Consider the following 15,782-nt stretch of genomic DNA (forward strand, 5'->3'; position numbering starts at 1 on the left):
TAACTACGGGTTCGTCACTCGTACGCCTTGGACATAAATATTGACAGAATCCACTGCCAGTCCGATGGTTTGATTTACTGTGTACTTTACTTTTGTTTGGACATTATGTGCCACTTCAGAAATTTTCGTGCCGTAGCTGACAATGATATACATGTCGATATGTATCTGTTCTCCTTCTTGGCGAACTTGGACACCCCTGCTGAAATTCTCTTTCCGAAGGATTTCAGTCAGTCCGTCTTTAATCTGGTTTTTAGAGGCCATACCGACAATGCCGTAACAGTCAACCGCCGCGCCTCCTGCAACCATCGCGATGACTTCATTAGATATATCAATCTGTCCGTACTTCGTTCTTAATTCAATGGACACACTAGTTCCTCCTTCGAATGCATAGAGTTACAGCTATTCTACTATATGGTTTCCATTATGAAAAGACCAGGCAATAATCGCTGGCCGTACCTCTACATATACTATAGCGCTGCTGTTTCCGCAAGATGTCAAGTGAATTTTCTTGAAAGATGATGAAACAATAGTTGCAAACGTTTTTTAGCTGTGGTAAATTATTTAAAGTATCCATATCGAAAGCATCTAAGATTATATGAATGTTAAAAAGTAGATGTTTTGTGCAAGTGAGGAGGGAAACAAATGGCACGTAAATGCGTTATCACAGGTAAAAAAACAACAGCTGGGAATAACCGTTCTCACGCAATGAACGCTTCTAAGCGCACTTGGGGCGCGAATCTTCAAAAGGTTCGTATCCTTGTGAACGGAAAACCTAAAAAAGTATATGTATCTGCTCGAGCTTTGAAATCCGGTAAAGTTGAGCGTGTATAACAAAATGAACGCCTGCCCCGATATGTGGCAGGCGTTTTTATGTGGTGAAAGAGGGCTTTGAACCCCTGGGCATTAATCTTTTCTAAATGAGCCCAGCATCGCCCGGACAATTCCTCCTAAAAACTTCGGCAATTTAATGGTGTAAAATTTCATTTTTGTCCCCTCCTATAACGTCCCGTAACCGCCTTGTTCATTGTTTTTAGCAATTGAATGAAAGCACATGCTTAATCCGTGCTTCTTATCATTATTAATATGCCTTTTGCAAACGAAAAAGTACCTCGTGAATGAATGAGTTCGTTACTAATACATAGTGTTGAACCGAGCGTAATATGACAATTATTTAGAGGATATTTAAAACCGGTCAGGGTCAGCTCATGTATGTCTTCGGAAAACGGTATGAAGGAGATATATCGCTTATTTTCATCCTTCTCAATATCATATTCACCAGGAGGGAACATTTGAATATGATTTTGTTTGTCTATCAGCCTAATTTTTATGTTCGTTTTTACACCTCTATACAGTAGCTGAATGTTTCCTAAAAAATGATCAGCTCTGCCGCCTGTAATGCCGAAAATCTGAATAATATCCGGCTGCTTTTCCAGCGCCCAATCAAGGGCGAGGTCTAAATCTGTTTGATCTTTTTCTGCTTGATACACATGAAGGGCGGGAGCGGCTTTTTCTATTCGCCGGCGTTCTTGCTCCGTTATGCTGTCAAAATCTCCGAAGGCTTCAACAGGAATGATCCCGGCATCTAAGAGAGTGACGGTGCCTTTGTCAACACCGATCCAAAGCGTGTGTTCATCCGTATAGCCGGTTAGATCGGGAATGAGATTTTTCGGGCCTCCCGCAACGATATTAATTGTTTTCATCTCTGATTCCTTTCTCTGCATACAGGAAAAAGAGCTTAGGCTATTGTATGCCCAGCTCTTTTCTAAAGCTGCTTATTTACTTCCTCTGATTTCAGAAATTGCTTTTTTGCGGTCAGACTGGCCATAAACAGCTGAACCGGCAACGAGTAAATTTGCGCCCGCTTCAATGACGAGCGGAGCGGTTTCTTTGTTGACGCCGCCGTCTACTTCAATGAACAGATCTTTTTTTCCTTTTTCATCCGCCATTCGCTTAACCTCTTTTATTTTAGGAAGGACTGAATGAATAAATTTCTGCCCGCCGAAGCCCGGGTTCACCGTCATTAAAAGAACAAGATCAAGATCGTCGAAAACATGTTCGATGACTTGTACAGGGGTATGCGGGTTTAGAACTACTCCGGCCTTCACTCCTTGCTCTTTAATGAGCTGGATGGTACGGTGCAGGTGCGGACATGCCTCAGCATGCACAGACAGGATATCTGCGCCTGCTTTCGCAAAAGCCGGGATATAACGATCCGGCTCTTCTATCATTAAATGGACATCAAGCGGCAGATCCGTTACCGGCCGGACCGCTTCTACAATCAGCGGACCGATTGTGATATTCGGGACAAAACGGCCGTCCATAACATCAATATGAATACAATCGGCTCCGCCTTTTTCTACATCTTTAATCTCATTGCCTAAAGCGGCAAAATCAGCGGAAAGAATAGATGGTGCAACCTTTATCATTATGCTAATACCTCGGCTTTCTGTCTTTAATCTCCGTCATAAATTCAACATAATGGTCATAGCGATACTGCTTTAATTCTCCGTCTTCAACAGCTTGTTTCACCGCGCATTTCGGCTCTTTCAGATGTAAACAGCCTCTAAATTTGCATGAAGAGCTTTTTTCTCTGATATCAGGGAAGGTATAGCCCAGCTCTTCTTCCTCAATGTCTGTAAATTCAAGCGAGCTGAATCCTGGTGTATCTGCAACCAAACCTCCGGACGTATGAATCAGCTCCACGTGGCGGGTTGTGTGTTTCCCGCGGCCCAAATGCTCAGAAATCTCGTTTGTTCTTAATCCAAGCTCCGGACTGATCGCGTTGAGAAGCGAGGATTTCCCAACACCGGACTGACCGGCAAATACCGTTGTTTTATCCTGAAAATGCGGGATGATGTCCGTTAAACTGTCTTGGTCCTTAGAGGAGGTAAGGTATACGTCATAACCAATATTCCGATAGTCTTCTGCATAGGCTTGTATCGTATCTTCTGTATCTTGATCTTCAATCAGATCCATTTTAGTAATGCATATAATCGGCTGAATATCATTGGCCTCAACGAGAACCAGGAAGCGGTCGAGCAATGCCGTGCTGAAAGAAGGCTGAACCGCTGAGAAAACCAGGACCGCTTGATCAACGTTGCAAATTGGCGGCCTGATAAGCTCGTTGGTTCTTTCTTTAATTTCCATTAGATATCCTTCTTTGTCATTTTCAGCTTGATACACAACGTAATCACCGACAAGAGGGGTAATTTTGTTTTTTCTGAAAATGCCTCTTCCTCTGCATTGTATTACTTTATCTGAATCCTCTGATTCATCCAGTACATAGTAAAAGCCGCTTAGCGCCTTAATAATTTTGCCCTCAGGCATATTTTCCCTCCTTGTTATTCATCTTTTGGATACTCAATGGTTTTGTAGCTGACAACTTTATTGTTTACCATTACTTGATAGTACCCTTTTTGGCCGGGTTCAATCTTTAGTTCGATCGTTCGTTCAGTCGGCTCTTTTATCTTAAATTCTTCGTAAGTGTCAGAGATGCTGTGATCCGCATCGTCAACCGCGATTTGCACTTGAAGCTCGTCCCCTTCATTTTCTGGTTCGTAGGGGATCTTGACCTTTTCTTTCACTGTTTTCGCAGGTTTTTTCTCTGGTCCGAGAGAGAATGTCACTTCAACTTCGTTTCCCGGCTTTACTGCCGTACCTGCTGCTGGTTTTTGTTTGACAACCTGTCCTTCTGGAACATCATCTGAGTATGCTTCTTTTTCTACAAGCTTCAATCCGTTGTCTTCCAGATATCCAGACGCTGCTTCTTTACTGTAGGTTTTCAAGTCTCTAAGCGTAATGTCTTCGGGTCCGATACTGACTGTAAGTTTGACTTGATCTTCACTCGGGACAAGCTCAGTCCCTGCTGAAGGATTTTGGTCAATGACAGTGCCCGCGTTTTTCTCGTCATTCACTTCATTTACCGTTACATGTTTAAACCCTTGGTCCTTCAACGCTTTTTTTGCCTGGTCGACCGTTTGGCCTGTCACATCACCGATCTCCGTTTTTGCTTTTCCGGTGCTCTTATAAAGGGTGACCGTGGCGCCTTCTTTGACTGTGGTATCCGCTTTAGGATCCGTTTTTACCATCAGGCCCTCTTCAATTTTTTCATCTGAGATTTCCAACACCTCGGAATCAACCTGTAAACCTTCTTTTTCCAAGAGCCCTGCGGCTTTTTCGTATTCCATTCCGGAGACATCAGGTATTTTGACATCCTTAGGCATGAAAAGCGACGGAAAAACAGTGACAGCAAGAATTCCAGCTGTGATAAAAACGAGGCATATCGTGAGCAAAACCCACGGCCACTTTTTTCTTTTGCCGTTCTTCTTTGTTTTGTTTTCTTGTGCGGTTGTCACTTCAGCTTCTTTTTCGCCAGCAGCTTTAGCAAGTTCTTCATCTTTAATGATAGGTATCGCTTTTGTCATTTCTTCATCTTCTTGAATCGTAAATCTCTTTTCATTGAGTCTGTCGGCATCAAAAGCTGTTTTTATGTCTGCTTCCATGTCTTCAGCCGTTTCGTAGCGATGAAAAGGATCTTTGGCAGTTGCCTTGAGTATGATGTTTTCAACGCTTTGGGGGACCGATGGATTCCACCTTTTTGCCGAAGGAGTTTCCGCTTGAAGATGCTTCAAGGCGATGCTGACTGCTGACTCTCCATCAAACGGAATACGGCCGGTTAAAAGCTCAAATAGAACGATTCCAAGCGCATAAATATCCGATTTTTTTGTGGCTAAGCCGCCCCGGGCCTGTTCAGGTGATAAGTAATGGACCGAGCCCAGAACTGAATTGGTATGGGTGATTGTGGTCGAACTTAGTGCCGTCGCAATTCCAAAATCCGTTACTTTGATATTTCCCATATGATCAATCAAAATGTTATGCGGCTTGATGTCTCTGTGAACAATCTGGTTTTGATGGGCATGAGCGATGGCTGAGACAATTTGCTCCATGATGTTCAGCGCTTCTTTAGGGTGAAGCGGCCCATTTGCTGTTATGTATTCTTTAAGCGTCATGCCTTCAACGTATTCCATGACAATATAATAAATATCATCTTCCTCGCCCAAATCATAAATGCTGACAATATTCGGGTGATCGAGGCTTGATGCGGATTGGGCTTCTCTGCGGAAACGCCTGATAAATTCATTGTCATTTGCATAGTCAAACCGCAGGATTTTAATTGCGACTTCACGGTCTAGAATGATATCCTCAGCTAAATACACGTTGGCCATTCCCCCGCCGCCTATAACGCGGAGAATTTGGTAACGCCCGCTGATCCGCTTGCCGATTAGCACTGATCTTCACCCTCTTCAACTTGTAAAGCAAGCTCAAGCAAAACTGCTGTTATGTTGTCTTCTCCGCCATTCTGATTGGCTTTGTCCACAAGCAGGTTTACTTTTTCCTGAGGAGCTGAATCGCTTTGCAGGATGTCTTTTAACTCAGTGCCTTCCACTTTATTCGTCAGTCCGTCAGAACATAGAAGCAGTTTGTCTCCGGGTTCTATATCAAAGGAACGGGTGTCAATGCTGACTGACTGGTCTGTTCCAAGCGCCTTCGTCAACACATTTTTTCGCGGATGATGTTCAGCGTCTTCTCTGGAAATCTCTCCAGTGCGAACCAGTTCATTTACAAGCGAATGGTCTTCTGTCACTTGAACGAAATCATCGTCCTGAAGCAAATAGCATCTGCTGTCTCCGATATGGGCAACAGAAACCGTTTTCCCCGTAAAAAGCGCACATACAATCGTCGTCCCCATGCCTTGGCATTCTTCGTGGGCTTGAGCGTGATCGTATATTTTGCTGTTTACCGAAAGAATCTGTTCAATGAGCCATTTTTCACATTCCGAGGGCGCAGTTGGAATAGTCTCTGCTTCATTCCATTTCTCCCCCATGGCTTTCACAGCCATCTTGCTCGCAACATCTCCAGCAAGATGGCCGCCCATGCCATCAGCGACAACCGCTAATATAAATTCATCTTTCCCCTTGAATATCCCCGCATCATCTTCATTATGCTGGCGGATTTTTCCTGTATCTGTTTTTAAGGCTGTTAACAACCCTCATCACCTCGTCTCGTCTTGACGCTCCTTCGCGCGAAGCTGACCGCAGGCTGCGTCAATGTCATGTCCTTGCTCTCTTCGGATTGTGACATTTACTCCGCGGGATTTCAGCGTTTTTTCAAAAGCAAAAATCTGATCACGCGGTGTGCGCACATAGTCCCGTTCAGGCACGTAGTTTACCGGAATCAAGTTCACGTGGCATTTGACTCCTTCCAGCAAGTCGGCAAGCTCTTCGGCGTGTTCCACCTGGTCGTTTACGCCTCCGAACAGCCCGTATTCAAAGCTGATGCGGCGTCCCGTTTTATTAATATAATATTTAACGGCTTCCATTAGATCAGGCAGTTTATATGCTCTGTTAATCGGCATCAAACGGCTTCTGATTTCTGTGTTCGGCGCGTGCAGAGAAATTGCAAAGTTAATCTGCATTTGCTGATCAGCAAATTCGTAAATTTTCGGGATGATCCCACTCGTAGAGACCGTAATATGGCGAGCACCGATATTCAGGCCCTTGTCATGGTTAATGATTTTCAAGAAAGCGAGCATTTCGTTAAAGTTATCAAAAGGTTCGCCGATTCCCATGATCACGACAGAGCTGACGCGTTCATCCGTTTCATCAAGAGCTTTTTGCACTTTGACTACTTGAGCGACAATTTCCCCTGCTTCAAGGTTTCGTTTTAAGCCTCCAAGCGTTGACGCGCAGAATGTGCAGCCAATACGGCAGCCGACTTGTGTCGTTACACATACAGAATTGCCATACTCGTGTCTCATTAAAACGGTTTCGATGGTATAACCGTCATGAAGCTCAAACAAAAACTTCATCGTACCGTCTTGAGAGGTTTGTTTAACAGCCGTTTTCAGCGTTGTTAACACAAAGTGAGTGTTTAATTTCTCACGCAGATCCTTTGAGAGGTTTGTCATATCTTCAAAAGAAGATACGCGTTTTTCATATAGCCATTCAAAGATCTGGGCTGCACGGAACGGTTTCTCTCCATTGTCTGTCAGCCATTGTTTGATTTCATCTAATTCAAAAGAATAAATAGACGGACGCTCTGTCCGCAATTCTTTTCTTACTTTTGTTTTATTAAGTTCTGCCATTGCTTATCCCTTCTTTCTCATGCTGCAAATAAAGAAACCATCTGTTCCGAAATAATGAGGAAGGATTTGAAGCCTTCCATCCCGAACAAAGGGTCTCACCTTTTCAGGCAGCCGCTTTTCAAGAGACAAATCGGGTTCAAAATCAGGATGTTCTTGTATAAACGCATGTATTACTTCATCATTTTCTGTCCGGTCCATTGTACACGTACTGTAGACAAGAGTGCCACCTTTTTTTACTAATGGTGCGATTTCCCTCAAGATCGACAGCTGGATTTCAGCTAGACGGGCGCTGTCGTCAGGTTTTTTCGTGTATTTCATGTCCGGCTTTCTTCTGATAACACCGAAACCTGAGCACGGGGCATCGACCAATATTCGGTCAAACTGTTCGTTTTCAAACGTTTCCCCCGCTTTTCTAGCATCCATTGTTTCCGCATGAATGATTGTCAGGCCAAGCCGATCTGCCGCTTCTTTGATCAGCTTCACTTTATGTTTGTGAAGATCAAGCGACGTAACGCTCCCCTTGTTCTTCATTAATTCTGCGATATGAGCCGATTTTCCGCCAGGCGCCGCACACGCGTCAAGCACTGTTTCATCTGACTTAGGATCAAGGGCGCGGGCGACGAGCATGGAGCTCTCATCCTGGATAGAAACTTCGCCGTTTTGGAAGAAATGAGTTCCGGCAATTGTTCCCTTTAAGAGCTTCACAGCATCTTCAGCGAGGTCGCCTTTTTCAACTTCGATTCCCTCAGCAGCCATTTGGTCAAGCAGCTCAGCTCTGTCTGCTTTCATTTGATTGACACGCAGCGTCTGTTTCGGCGGAATGAGATGGATGCGGCAAATCTTTTCCGCAGCTTCAAATCCATACGCATCCGCCCACTCTTTCACAAGCCATTCCGGATGGCTTGTTTCTGTCGCCAGCCGGCGGACAGGATCTTCGATCGCGTCAAAGGATGGAACACCTTCGCGCTGAATAGAACGGAGCACGCCGTTGACAAATGAAGCAATGCCTTTGTGTCCACGGATTTTAGCAATCTCAACCGCTTCATGAATGGCTGCCCTGTCTGGAATCTTCTCCAAATACTCCATTTGATATAAGGATAGGCGAAGAAGCTGAATCACCCACGGCTTTACCTTTTGAGGCTTATTGATAAACGGTTTAAGCATATAATCAAGCGCGATCTTATTTTGTAATGTACCATAGACAAGTTCAGTCAAAAGCCCTCTGTCCTGATCACTCAGTTCATTTGATTTAATGACCGATTTCAGCAGCAGGTTGCTGTATGCCTGGTTTTGTTCTAATTTGATCAGCGCCTCAAGGGCGATGTCACGAACACTAGTTTTTTTCATTGTTTACTCCTAACACATCACCGGCTTCAACATGAGCGCCTCGCACAAAGTCTTCGCCTTTCATTCGTTTTTTGCCTGCCGGCTGGAGTTCGGTTAATAACAGAGCCGTCTCGTTACCTGAGGCAACGATAATTCCTTCCTTTTCAACTGCAACGACTGTGCCGGGCTCAGCTGTTGTTGGTGCCGCTATTTTTTTCGACGCCCATATTTTCAAGTTTTGTCCGTTTAGAGTCGTATAAGCAACAGGCCATGGATTTAAGCCGCGGATCTGGTTGTAAAGCTCTTCGCCCGTTCTGGACCAGTCGAGCAGCTCTTGCTCTCTTTTAATGTTAGGCGCGTACGTCGCTTTCTCTTCATCCTGCTTTTCAGGTGATATGCTGCCGGCAATAACGTTTGGAACCGTTTCAGACAATAGCTTCGCGCCAGCAACGCTTAATTTATCGTGCAGTGTTCCGACATTGTCGGTTTCTTCAATGTCCACTTCCACTTTTGAGATCATATCGCCCGCATCCAATTTTTCTACCATATACATAATGGTAATCCCGGTTTTCTTCTTTCCCTGCAGAATGGAATAATGGATCGGAGCACCGCCGCGCAGTTCCGGCAAAAGGGATGCGTGAACGTTAATGCAGCCGTATTTTGGACTGTCGAGAAGCTCTTTAGGCAAAATTTGTCCGAATGCCGCCGTTACAATCAGGTCAGGCTTTAATGCCAGCACTTTTTCAATTTCTTCTGTCAATCTGACTTTTTCCGGCTGAAGAACCGGGATGCCGTGGCGCAATGCCTCTTCCTTTACCGGAGGAGGTGTCAGTACTTTTTTTCTGCCCTTCGGACGGTCCGGCTGTGTGACGACCCCCACTACTTCATATCCGTCCTCTATCAGGGTTCTTAAAACAGGAACTGAAAAATCCGGCGTTCCCATAAATACGATTCTCGTCATCAAATCATCCTTCCATATCCGCTAGTTCATCTTCTGTATAGTATTTACTTATTTTAGATGTAAACAGCACACCGTCTAAGTGGTCCATTTCATGCTGCACGGCTCTTGCTAAAAAGCCTCGCGCTTCCAGAATGAACGGTTTTCCCTGACGGTTAAACGCACGCACTTTGACATAATCGGCACGTGTGACATCACCATAGACGTTAGGAAAGCTCAAGCATCCTTCAATTCCGGTTTGCTCGCCGCTTTTTTCTAAAATTTCAGGATTAACGAGATCAATTCTCCCTCTGTCATCCCCGATATCTACGACGGCCGCTCTTTTTAAAATGCCGATTTGCGGCGCTGCCAGTCCGACACCATCCATTTCAAGCATGGTGTCGTACATATCATCAAGCAGTTTTTTTAGCTTTTTATCAAAAACAGTCACGGTTTCCGCAGGTGTTTCCAAAACCTCCGCAGGATGTGTGACGACCTTTTTTACTGCCAATTTGTTACCCTCCAAGACGTGAGATCTTACATCATCATATAAGGATTCATATCAATTGAAATCATTACATGTTTTTGTTCAATTTCGCGTTTATAATGTTCCAGTATCTTCTTCAATAAAGCGGATAACTGGGTTTCCTGTTTGTATTTTATCACGCATTGATAGCGATATCTATCTTTGATCCTGGCTATCGGCGACGCGCTTGGTCCGAGAATTTTCGTGTCAGCTCCGCAGTTTACTTTCAAAAAATGAGCGATTTTTTCAGCTGTAACCGCTGCTTTCGCCACTTCCTCATGAGAAACAGTCACAAGAGCCAAATAGTAGTATGGCGGATAGGATTGCTCTCTCCTGTGCGCCATTTCATGCTGATAGAACGTTTCATAATCGTGTGTTTTCGTCAGCTGGATACTGTAATGAGACGGTGTATACGTTTGAATGATGACATGGCCGGGCTTTTCATGCCTGCCTGCCCGGCCGCTGACTTGCGTTAACAGCTGAAATGTTTTTTCAGCCGATCTGAAATCAGGAATATGAAGTGTTGTATCAGCACTTAACACTCCGACAAGCGTGACATTCGGAAAATCAAGCCCTTTCGCGATCATTTGCGTTCCGAGAAGAATATCCGCTTTTCCTTCTCCGAAAGCTGACAGTAATTTTTCATGGGCGCCTTTCCGTGATGTCGTGTCAACATCCATCCGAATCACTCTCGCACTTGGCAGCACTTTTGTCAGCTCTTCCTCCACTCGCTGTGTTCCCGTTCCGAAAAAGCGGATATGCTCGCTTGCGCATTCAGGACAAGTGTGCGGAACAGGCTCTTCATGTCCGCAATAATGGCATTTCAGCCTTTGGCCGTAACGATGATACGTCATGGAAATGTCGCAGTGCGGGCATTGCGGGACATAGCCGCAATCCCTGCACATCACAAAGGAAGAGTAGCCCCTCTTATTTAAAAACAGCACCGCCTGCTCACCCTTGGCAATCGTTTCTTCAAGCTTTTCCATCAATTCAACTGAAAACATCGAGCGATTGCCGTTTCTAAGCTCCTCTCTCATATCGACAAGCGAAACCTCGGGCATCACCCGATGGTTAACACGGTGCTTCAGTGAAAGAAGCTCGTATACGCCCTTTTGCGCTCTAGCATATGATTCTAATGTCGGCGTAGCACTCCCTAATACAACCGGGCAGCTGTGATGCTCAGCCCGCTTGATTGCCACCTCTTTCGCATGATAGCGCGGCATTTCTTCCTGTTTATAGGAAGACTCGTGCTCTTCATCGATGATTATCATTCCGAGATTTTCAAACGGAGCAAAAATGGCGGATCTGGCACCGACGACAAGCCGTACTTCCTTCCGGTGGATTTTACGCCACTCGTCATATTTTTCTCCTGTGGATAAACCGCTGTGCATGACTGCCACCTGGGAGCCGAAGCGGCCCTTGAAGCGGTTGACCATTTGCGGCGTCAGCGATATTTCCGGTACGAGGACGATGGCTTCTTTTCCTTTCGCCAGTACTTTTTCAATTGATTGCAGATAAATTTCGGTTTTTCCGCTTCCTGTCACGCCGTGAAGGAGGAACACTTTATGCTCATCGCTGTCCAATGTCTCGCGTATGGGCTCGAAGGCAGCCCTCTGTTCGTCTGTCAGCGGCAGGGGCTCTGTTTTTTTGAACATTTTGTCCTGATAGGGATCTCTGTAAACCTCTTCATAGCTTTCCTTCAAAAGCCCTTTTTGGATAAGGGTTTTAATGGTTGCAGAGCTCGTATCCGTTTTTTTGCACAATTCCGCCGCAGGAATTTTCACACCTTCCGGCTCAGAGATGAGAAAGTGAAGAATCGCCTGCTGTTTTGCTGCTTGGCGGGACAATCCCTCAGCCTGCTTAGCAAGCTCTTCTTTACTCGCATTTGCCTGAATATGCCTGACCATTTTTTTATTGGTTTTTTGCGCGACTTTATACGTCACGTCAATGTCCCCTTTTTGAACATGCCTTTGAATCAGTTTCAGCGTCTCATGATCGGGTATATCTGAATACAGCAGCGTCTTTGTTTCAGAAAACAGCCGTTCCACTTGCGGCGGAAGATCGGCTCCGTGTGCAATTTTTAATTCTTTTTCATATTTCGCCTTTAAGGCGGCAGGCAGCATTGCTTGAAGCGCCGTTATTTTAAAAGACAGCGTTTTGTCTGACAGCCATGATGACAGAATCATAAGCTCCTCTGTCAGAACAGGTGTAAGATCTAATAAATCCTCTACTTCCTTGACAGATTTTCCCGATAGGTCAGATGCTTCTTTGACTGCTGTCACAAACCCTTGAATCTTACGGGGGCCAAACGGAACAATGACCCGCATCCCCGTTTTGATCATGCCCTTGAGATGGTCTGGGATTTTATAATCAAAAGGCCTGTCTATATTTTTGGTGCTGACATCAACGATGACTTCTGCAAAATTCATGAGCGCTCTCCGGTTTGTTTTGAGAGGGCTGCGATCTCCTGAAGGACCTCAAAAGAAACATCGAGCTTAGACATGATCGGGAGTTCGCGTTTATGCCCGTCTTTGAAAAAGATTGTCACGATATTCGTATCAGCACCAAAACCGGCCCCATTTGCTTTCACATCATTTGCCACAATCAAATCAAGGTTTTTAGCGGCGAGCTTTTTACGTGCATAGTGTTCAATGTCTTGTGTTTCGGCGGCAAATCCGACCAAAATCTGCTCTTTCTTTTTCTCGCCCAATTCTTTCAAAATATCGACTGTTCTTTTCAGTTCTAAGGTCATGCCGCCGTCTTGTTTTTTCATTTTATGGTCAAATACTGTTTTCGGCGTAAAATCGGCTACCGCAGCTGTTTTAATGACTATATCGCTTGCGTCATACACAGAGAGCACAGCTTCGCGCATATCCGCAGCCGATTGAACAGGGATAAACTCAGCAAGGCCTTTAGGCTGATCAAGTGAAACAGGCCCAGAAATTAAGGTTACCCGTGCGCCGAGCTGAACAGCAGCCTCCGCTAGTGCGTAGCCCATTTTGCCCGTCGATTTATTGGTAAAAAACCGGACAGGATCAATCGCTTCCCGCGTTGGACCGGCTGTAATGACCACATGCTTGCCTTCTAAAGGAGCGGATGTTTCTTCAGCAAAATGTTTTTCGGCCAGCTTTACGATGTTTTCCGGCTCTTCCAATCTGCCTTTTCCTACGTAACCGCATGCTAAATAGCCCTCACTTGGCTCAATAAAACGATAACCGTCCTGATAAAGAACAGAAATGTTTCGTTTGACTGCCGGGTGGTCATACATATGAACGTTCATCGCCGGCGCGATCCAAACGGGAGCCGTTGCTGCCAACAATGTTGTCGTCAGCATATCATCAGCGATGCCGTTTGCCAGTTTTCCAATCACATTAGCCGTAGCCGGCGCTACAATAATCAAGTCGGCCCAGTCTGCGGCATCAATATGAGAAATAACGCTTGGATTTTGTTCTTTAAATGTATCTGTATAGACTTCGTGGCGGCTCAATGCCTGAAATGTCAGCGGTGAAACGAATCGGCAAGCGGATTCAGTCATAATCACTTTGACATTTGCTCCTGCCTGAACCAGCTTGCTCGTTAACGCACAGGCTTTATAAACAGCGATGCCTCCGCTCACGCAAAGTAACACATTTCGATTGTTTAGCAATGAATTCTCCCCCTCTGCACTTTACAAAACCGCACGGAAAAAAATAACAACCTACATCTGATATAGGTTGCTACTTGTGCTACTATTCGCGGTCTTCCTTTTCAAACGAAAGCAGGCCTGCATCAATTTCTTCTAAAGCTTTGCCTACATATTTGTGTGAAATCGTATGTTCAATCATTTGGTCTTTTTTGATTTGCATTTCACGTGCGCGTCTCGCAGAAACAGTCACCAGCGTATATTTTGAATCTAATTTATTCATTAAAGAATCAATTGACGGATCTAACATTGATTATTCAACCTCCAGCATTTTCTTATATCTTGGTGCAACGCGTTCACGCTTCAAATGTTCAGCAAGAACGATTGCTTTGATTTTATCGCAAGCCGTTTCGACATTATCGTTTTCAACGACATAGTCATAAGCATCCATCATTTCGATCTCAGCTTTTGCGGCTTTCATTCGATTTTCAATCAGAGCGTCTGTTTCTGTGCCTCGTGTCACGATTCTGTTTTTCAGTTCAGAAAGGCTTGGAGGCGCAAGGAAAATAAATAGGCCTTCCGGGAAAGCATTTCTCACTTGAAGAGCCCCTTGAACTTCAATTTCTAAAAAGACGTCTTTTCCATCTTGAAGCGTCTGTTCAACATAATCGACTGGCGTGCCGTAATAATTGCCGACATACTCTGCCCATTCAAGCAGCTTGTTGTCCGCAATCATTTGCTCGAATTCGTCTCTTGTTTTGAAAAAATAATCGACTCCGTTCACTTCGCCCTCTCTTGGACTTCTTGTGGTTACTGAAATCGAATATTCAAATTTTGTGTCTTCCTGCGAAAAGATCGCTTGTCGAACCGTTCCTTTACCAACTCCTGAGGGACCTGAGAGAACGATTAATAACCCTCTTTCTTTCATGCGGCAATTACCCCTGCCCTTCATCCATAATTTCTTCTTTAACAGAAAGTCTGTGTGCAACTGTCTCAGGCTGGACGGCAGATAAGATAATGTGATCACTATCCATGACGACAACTGCACGGGTTCTTCGTCCGTATGTAGCGTCAATTAGCATTCCGCGGTCTCTTGCATCCTGAATCATCCGTTTGATTGGCGCAGACTCCGGGCTGACAATCGAAATCATCCGATTGGCGGAGATGATATTGCCAAATCCGATATTAATCAGTTTAATCGTCATCTTCTACGTTCCCCCTGTAAAATAGACGTCTCTAGTTTAGCCTAGTAAGACCGTCTGTAAACAATACGCACAGTCACTATTCTATATTTTGCACTTGTTCTTTTATTTTTTCAATAGAACTTTTCATTTCAACGACAAGCTTTGTGATCTGATGATCATTTGCTTTTGAGCCAATCGTATTTGCTTCCCGATTGAGCTCCTGAACAAGAAAGTCGAGTTTGCGCCCGACAGCTCCGCCACTAGCTAATATATCACGAAACTGGGCGAAGTGGCTCTTCAGCCTTGTAATCTCTTCAGTGATATCAGAGCGGTCTGCAAAAATAGCGCATTCTGTTACAAGCCGGCTCTCGTCTAATACGTCTTCAGTCCATTCTTTGATTCTGGCGTACAGCCGTTCCCGGTAACGAGATACGACATCTGCAGCCAGCAATTCAGTTTCTCTCACCAGCTCTTCAAGCTGATCAATATGCATCAGGCAGTCTTTCGCTAAGAGCAGCCCCTCTTTTTCACGCATTTCACAGAGACCTTTTACCGCTTCTTCTGCAGCATCGATGATCAACGCCTCCAGCTTGTCATTTTGCGTCTGTTCTTCATGAACCTGGACGACATGATCAAGCTTAAAGAAATCCATTACATCGGGCTCTGCAGACAATTGATACCGCTTCTTCATATCTCTCGCGGCTGCGACAAACTCATCGAGCAGCGGCCAATCAATTTCAAGCCTTTTCTCAACAAGCATATCGCTGTCAACGGATACGAAAAGCTCAATTCTTCCGCGCTGAATATGCTGCAGAATGGTCTGTTTCAGCTTATCTTCAAAATATAGCAAAGGCCTTGGCAAACGAGCGTTCACTTCTTTAAATCTGTAGTTCACAGATTTAAGTTCAACGCTTACAGAGAGATCGTCTTGTGTTTTGCTTGCACTGCCGAAGCCTGTCATACTTCGTATCATTTTAAAACACCCAATTCTTCCCTGTTCTCATAATAAAAGGGCAATAGACACGCTATTACCCCTAAGATTA

The 15,782-nt window shown here is 44.8% G+C and carries 18 protein-coding genes; 1 reads left to right on the top strand and 17 read right to left on the bottom strand.

The genetic code is table 11. The features are described from left to right. Positions 1–3: 3 nt before the first annotated feature. Entirely contained in the window at positions 4–366 is a 363-nt protein-coding gene (locus BGM23_RS13545; RefSeq protein ID WP_003232054.1) for an Asp23/Gls24 family envelope stress response protein, read from the bottom strand. A gap of 276 nt (positions 367–642) precedes the next feature. Between BGM23_RS13545 and rpmB the strand changes: the two genes are divergently transcribed. Continuing rightward, positions 643–831 carry a 50S ribosomal protein L28 gene (gene rpmB, locus BGM23_RS13550; RefSeq protein ID WP_003221548.1) on the top strand — a complete coding sequence of 63 codons (189 nt, stop codon included), beginning with the start codon at positions 643–645 and terminating at the stop codon, positions 829–831. Positions 832–903: 72 nt separating this feature from the next. Here rpmB and spoVM read toward each other — a convergent pair whose 3' ends face one another. The 16 genes from spoVM to BGM23_RS13630 all read right to left on the bottom strand — a co-directional run bounded on the left by spoVM (position 904) and on the right by BGM23_RS13630 (position 15,712). Continuing rightward, the gene (spoVM, locus tag BGM23_RS13555) at positions 904–984 is read right to left on the bottom strand and encodes a stage V sporulation protein SpoVM (RefSeq protein WP_003221545.1); all 81 of its coding nucleotides are present in this window, start codon (positions 982–984) and stop codon (positions 904–906) included. A 71-nt stretch (positions 985–1,055) separates the two neighbouring features. Then, positions 1,056–1,700: a thiamine diphosphokinase gene (locus BGM23_RS13560; RefSeq protein WP_014479765.1), complete on the bottom strand. Its 645-nt coding sequence runs from the start codon at positions 1,698–1,700 to the stop codon at positions 1,056–1,058. Between the two features lie 72 nt (positions 1,701–1,772). Beyond that, positions 1,773–2,426 carry a ribulose-phosphate 3-epimerase gene (gene rpe, locus BGM23_RS13565; RefSeq protein WP_029726492.1) on the bottom strand — a complete coding sequence of 218 codons (654 nt, stop codon included), beginning with the start codon at positions 2,424–2,426 and terminating at the stop codon, positions 1,773–1,775. Between the two features lie 4 nt (positions 2,427–2,430). Beyond that, positions 2,431–3,327 carry a ribosome small subunit-dependent GTPase A gene (rsgA, locus tag BGM23_RS13570; protein ID WP_015715871.1) on the bottom strand — a complete coding sequence of 299 codons (897 nt, stop codon included), beginning with the start codon at positions 3,325–3,327 and terminating at the stop codon, positions 2,431–2,433. A 14-nt stretch (positions 3,328–3,341) separates the two neighbouring features. Beyond that, the gene (gene prkC / locus BGM23_RS13575; protein WP_015252109.1) at positions 3,342–5,288 is read right to left on the bottom strand and encodes a serine/threonine protein kinase PrkC; all 1,947 of its coding nucleotides are present in this window, start codon (positions 5,286–5,288) and stop codon (positions 3,342–3,344) included. Next, on the bottom strand, positions 5,282–6,046 hold the full coding sequence (gene prpC, locus BGM23_RS13580) for a protein-serine/threonine phosphatase PrpC (protein ID WP_014479762.1): 765 nt from the start codon (positions 6,044–6,046) through the stop codon (positions 5,282–5,284). Before prpC ends, prkC begins: the two co-directional genes overlap by 7 nt. Before the next feature lie 6 nt (positions 6,047–6,052). Continuing rightward, a complete protein-coding gene (gene rlmN / locus BGM23_RS13585; protein ID WP_015252110.1) occupies positions 6,053–7,144 on the bottom strand; it encodes a dual-specificity RNA methyltransferase RlmN in 1,092 nt (363 codons plus the stop codon). A gap of 3 nt (positions 7,145–7,147) precedes the next feature. Beyond that, a complete protein-coding gene (rsmB, locus tag BGM23_RS13590) occupies positions 7,148–8,491 on the bottom strand; it encodes a 16S rRNA (cytosine(967)-C(5))-methyltransferase RsmB (RefSeq protein ID WP_015252111.1) in 1,344 nt (447 codons plus the stop codon). Next, the gene (fmt, locus tag BGM23_RS13595) at positions 8,478–9,431 is read right to left on the bottom strand and encodes a methionyl-tRNA formyltransferase (protein ID WP_029726493.1); all 954 of its coding nucleotides are present in this window, start codon (positions 9,429–9,431) and stop codon (positions 8,478–8,480) included. Before fmt ends, rsmB begins: the two co-directional genes overlap by 14 nt. Before the next feature lie 4 nt (positions 9,432–9,435). Next, a complete protein-coding gene (def, locus tag BGM23_RS13600) occupies positions 9,436–9,918 on the bottom strand; it encodes a peptide deformylase (RefSeq protein WP_029726494.1) in 483 nt (160 codons plus the stop codon). Positions 9,919–9,944: 26 nt separating this feature from the next. Beyond that, positions 9,945–12,362 carry a primosomal protein N' gene (gene priA / locus BGM23_RS13605; protein WP_046664189.1) on the bottom strand — a complete coding sequence of 806 codons (2,418 nt, stop codon included), beginning with the start codon at positions 12,360–12,362 and terminating at the stop codon, positions 9,945–9,947. Then, positions 12,359–13,579 (bottom strand): bifunctional phosphopantothenoylcysteine decarboxylase/phosphopantothenate--cysteine ligase CoaBC, encoded by a 1,221-nt coding sequence (gene coaBC, locus BGM23_RS13610; protein WP_015715868.1) that lies wholly within the window; start codon positions 13,577–13,579, stop codon positions 12,359–12,361. Before coaBC ends, priA begins: the two co-directional genes overlap by 4 nt. 82 nt (positions 13,580–13,661) lie before the next feature. After that, complete coding sequence (rpoZ, locus tag BGM23_RS13615; protein WP_003221520.1) at positions 13,662–13,865, bottom strand: DNA-directed RNA polymerase subunit omega; 204 nt, start codon at positions 13,863–13,865, stop codon at positions 13,662–13,664. 3 nt (positions 13,866–13,868) lie between these two features. After that, on the bottom strand, positions 13,869–14,483 hold the full coding sequence (gene gmk / locus BGM23_RS13620; protein ID WP_003232083.1) for a guanylate kinase: 615 nt from the start codon (positions 14,481–14,483) through the stop codon (positions 13,869–13,871). A gap of 7 nt (positions 14,484–14,490) precedes the next feature. After that, complete coding sequence (gene remA / locus BGM23_RS13625; RefSeq protein ID WP_003154355.1) at positions 14,491–14,760, bottom strand: extracellular matrix/biofilm regulator RemA; 270 nt, start codon at positions 14,758–14,760, stop codon at positions 14,491–14,493. A 76-nt stretch (positions 14,761–14,836) separates the two neighbouring features. Beyond that, positions 14,837–15,712: a YicC/YloC family endoribonuclease gene (locus BGM23_RS13630; RefSeq protein ID WP_009967215.1), complete on the bottom strand. Its 876-nt coding sequence runs from the start codon at positions 15,710–15,712 to the stop codon at positions 14,837–14,839. Positions 15,713–15,782 lie beyond the last annotated feature (70 nt).

The organism is Bacillus sp. FJAT-14266, assembly GCF_001719225.1.
Lineage (GTDB): Bacteria > Bacillota > Bacilli > Bacillales > Bacillaceae > Bacillus > Bacillus subtilis.

Bases quoted from the DNA above. Each gene is read 5' to 3' on its own strand.
- rpmB (WP_003221548.1), top strand. From the start codon at position 643: ATGGCACGTAAATGCGTTATCACAGGTAAAAAAACAACAGCTGGGAAT.
- spoVM (WP_003221545.1), bottom strand. From the start codon at position 984: ATGAAATTTTACACCATTAAATTGCCGAAGTTTTTAGGAGGAATTGTC.
- BGM23_RS13560 (WP_014479765.1), bottom strand. From the start codon at position 1,700: ATGAAAACAATTAATATCGTTGCGGGAGGCCCGAAAAATCTCATTCCC.
- rpe (WP_029726492.1), bottom strand. From the start codon at position 2,426: ATGATAAAGGTTGCACCATCTATTCTTTCCGCTGATTTTGCCGCTTTA.
- rsgA (WP_015715871.1), bottom strand. From the start codon at position 3,327: ATGCCTGAGGGCAAAATTATTAAGGCGCTAAGCGGCTTTTACTATGTA.
- rlmN (WP_015252110.1), bottom strand. From the start codon at position 7,144: ATGGCAGAACTTAATAAAACAAAAGTAAGAAAAGAATTGCGGACAGAG.
- rsmB (WP_015252111.1), bottom strand. From the start codon at position 8,491: ATGAAAAAAACTAGTGTTCGTGACATCGCCCTTGAGGCGCTGATCAAA.
- fmt (WP_029726493.1), bottom strand. From the start codon at position 9,431: ATGACGAGAATCGTATTTATGGGAACGCCGGATTTTTCAGTTCCTGTT.
- priA (WP_046664189.1), bottom strand. From the start codon at position 12,362: ATGAATTTTGCAGAAGTCATCGTTGATGTCAGCACCAAAAATATAGAC.
- rpoZ (WP_003221520.1), bottom strand. From the start codon at position 13,865: ATGTTAGATCCGTCAATTGATTCTTTAATGAATAAATTAGATTCAAAA.
- gmk (WP_003232083.1), bottom strand. From the start codon at position 14,483: ATGAAAGAAAGAGGGTTATTAATCGTTCTCTCAGGTCCCTCAGGAGTT.
- remA (WP_003154355.1), bottom strand. From the start codon at position 14,760: ATGACGATTAAACTGATTAATATCGGATTTGGCAATATCATCTCCGCC.
- BGM23_RS13630 (WP_009967215.1), bottom strand. From the start codon at position 15,712: ATGATACGAAGTATGACAGGCTTCGGCAGTGCAAGCAAAACACAAGAC.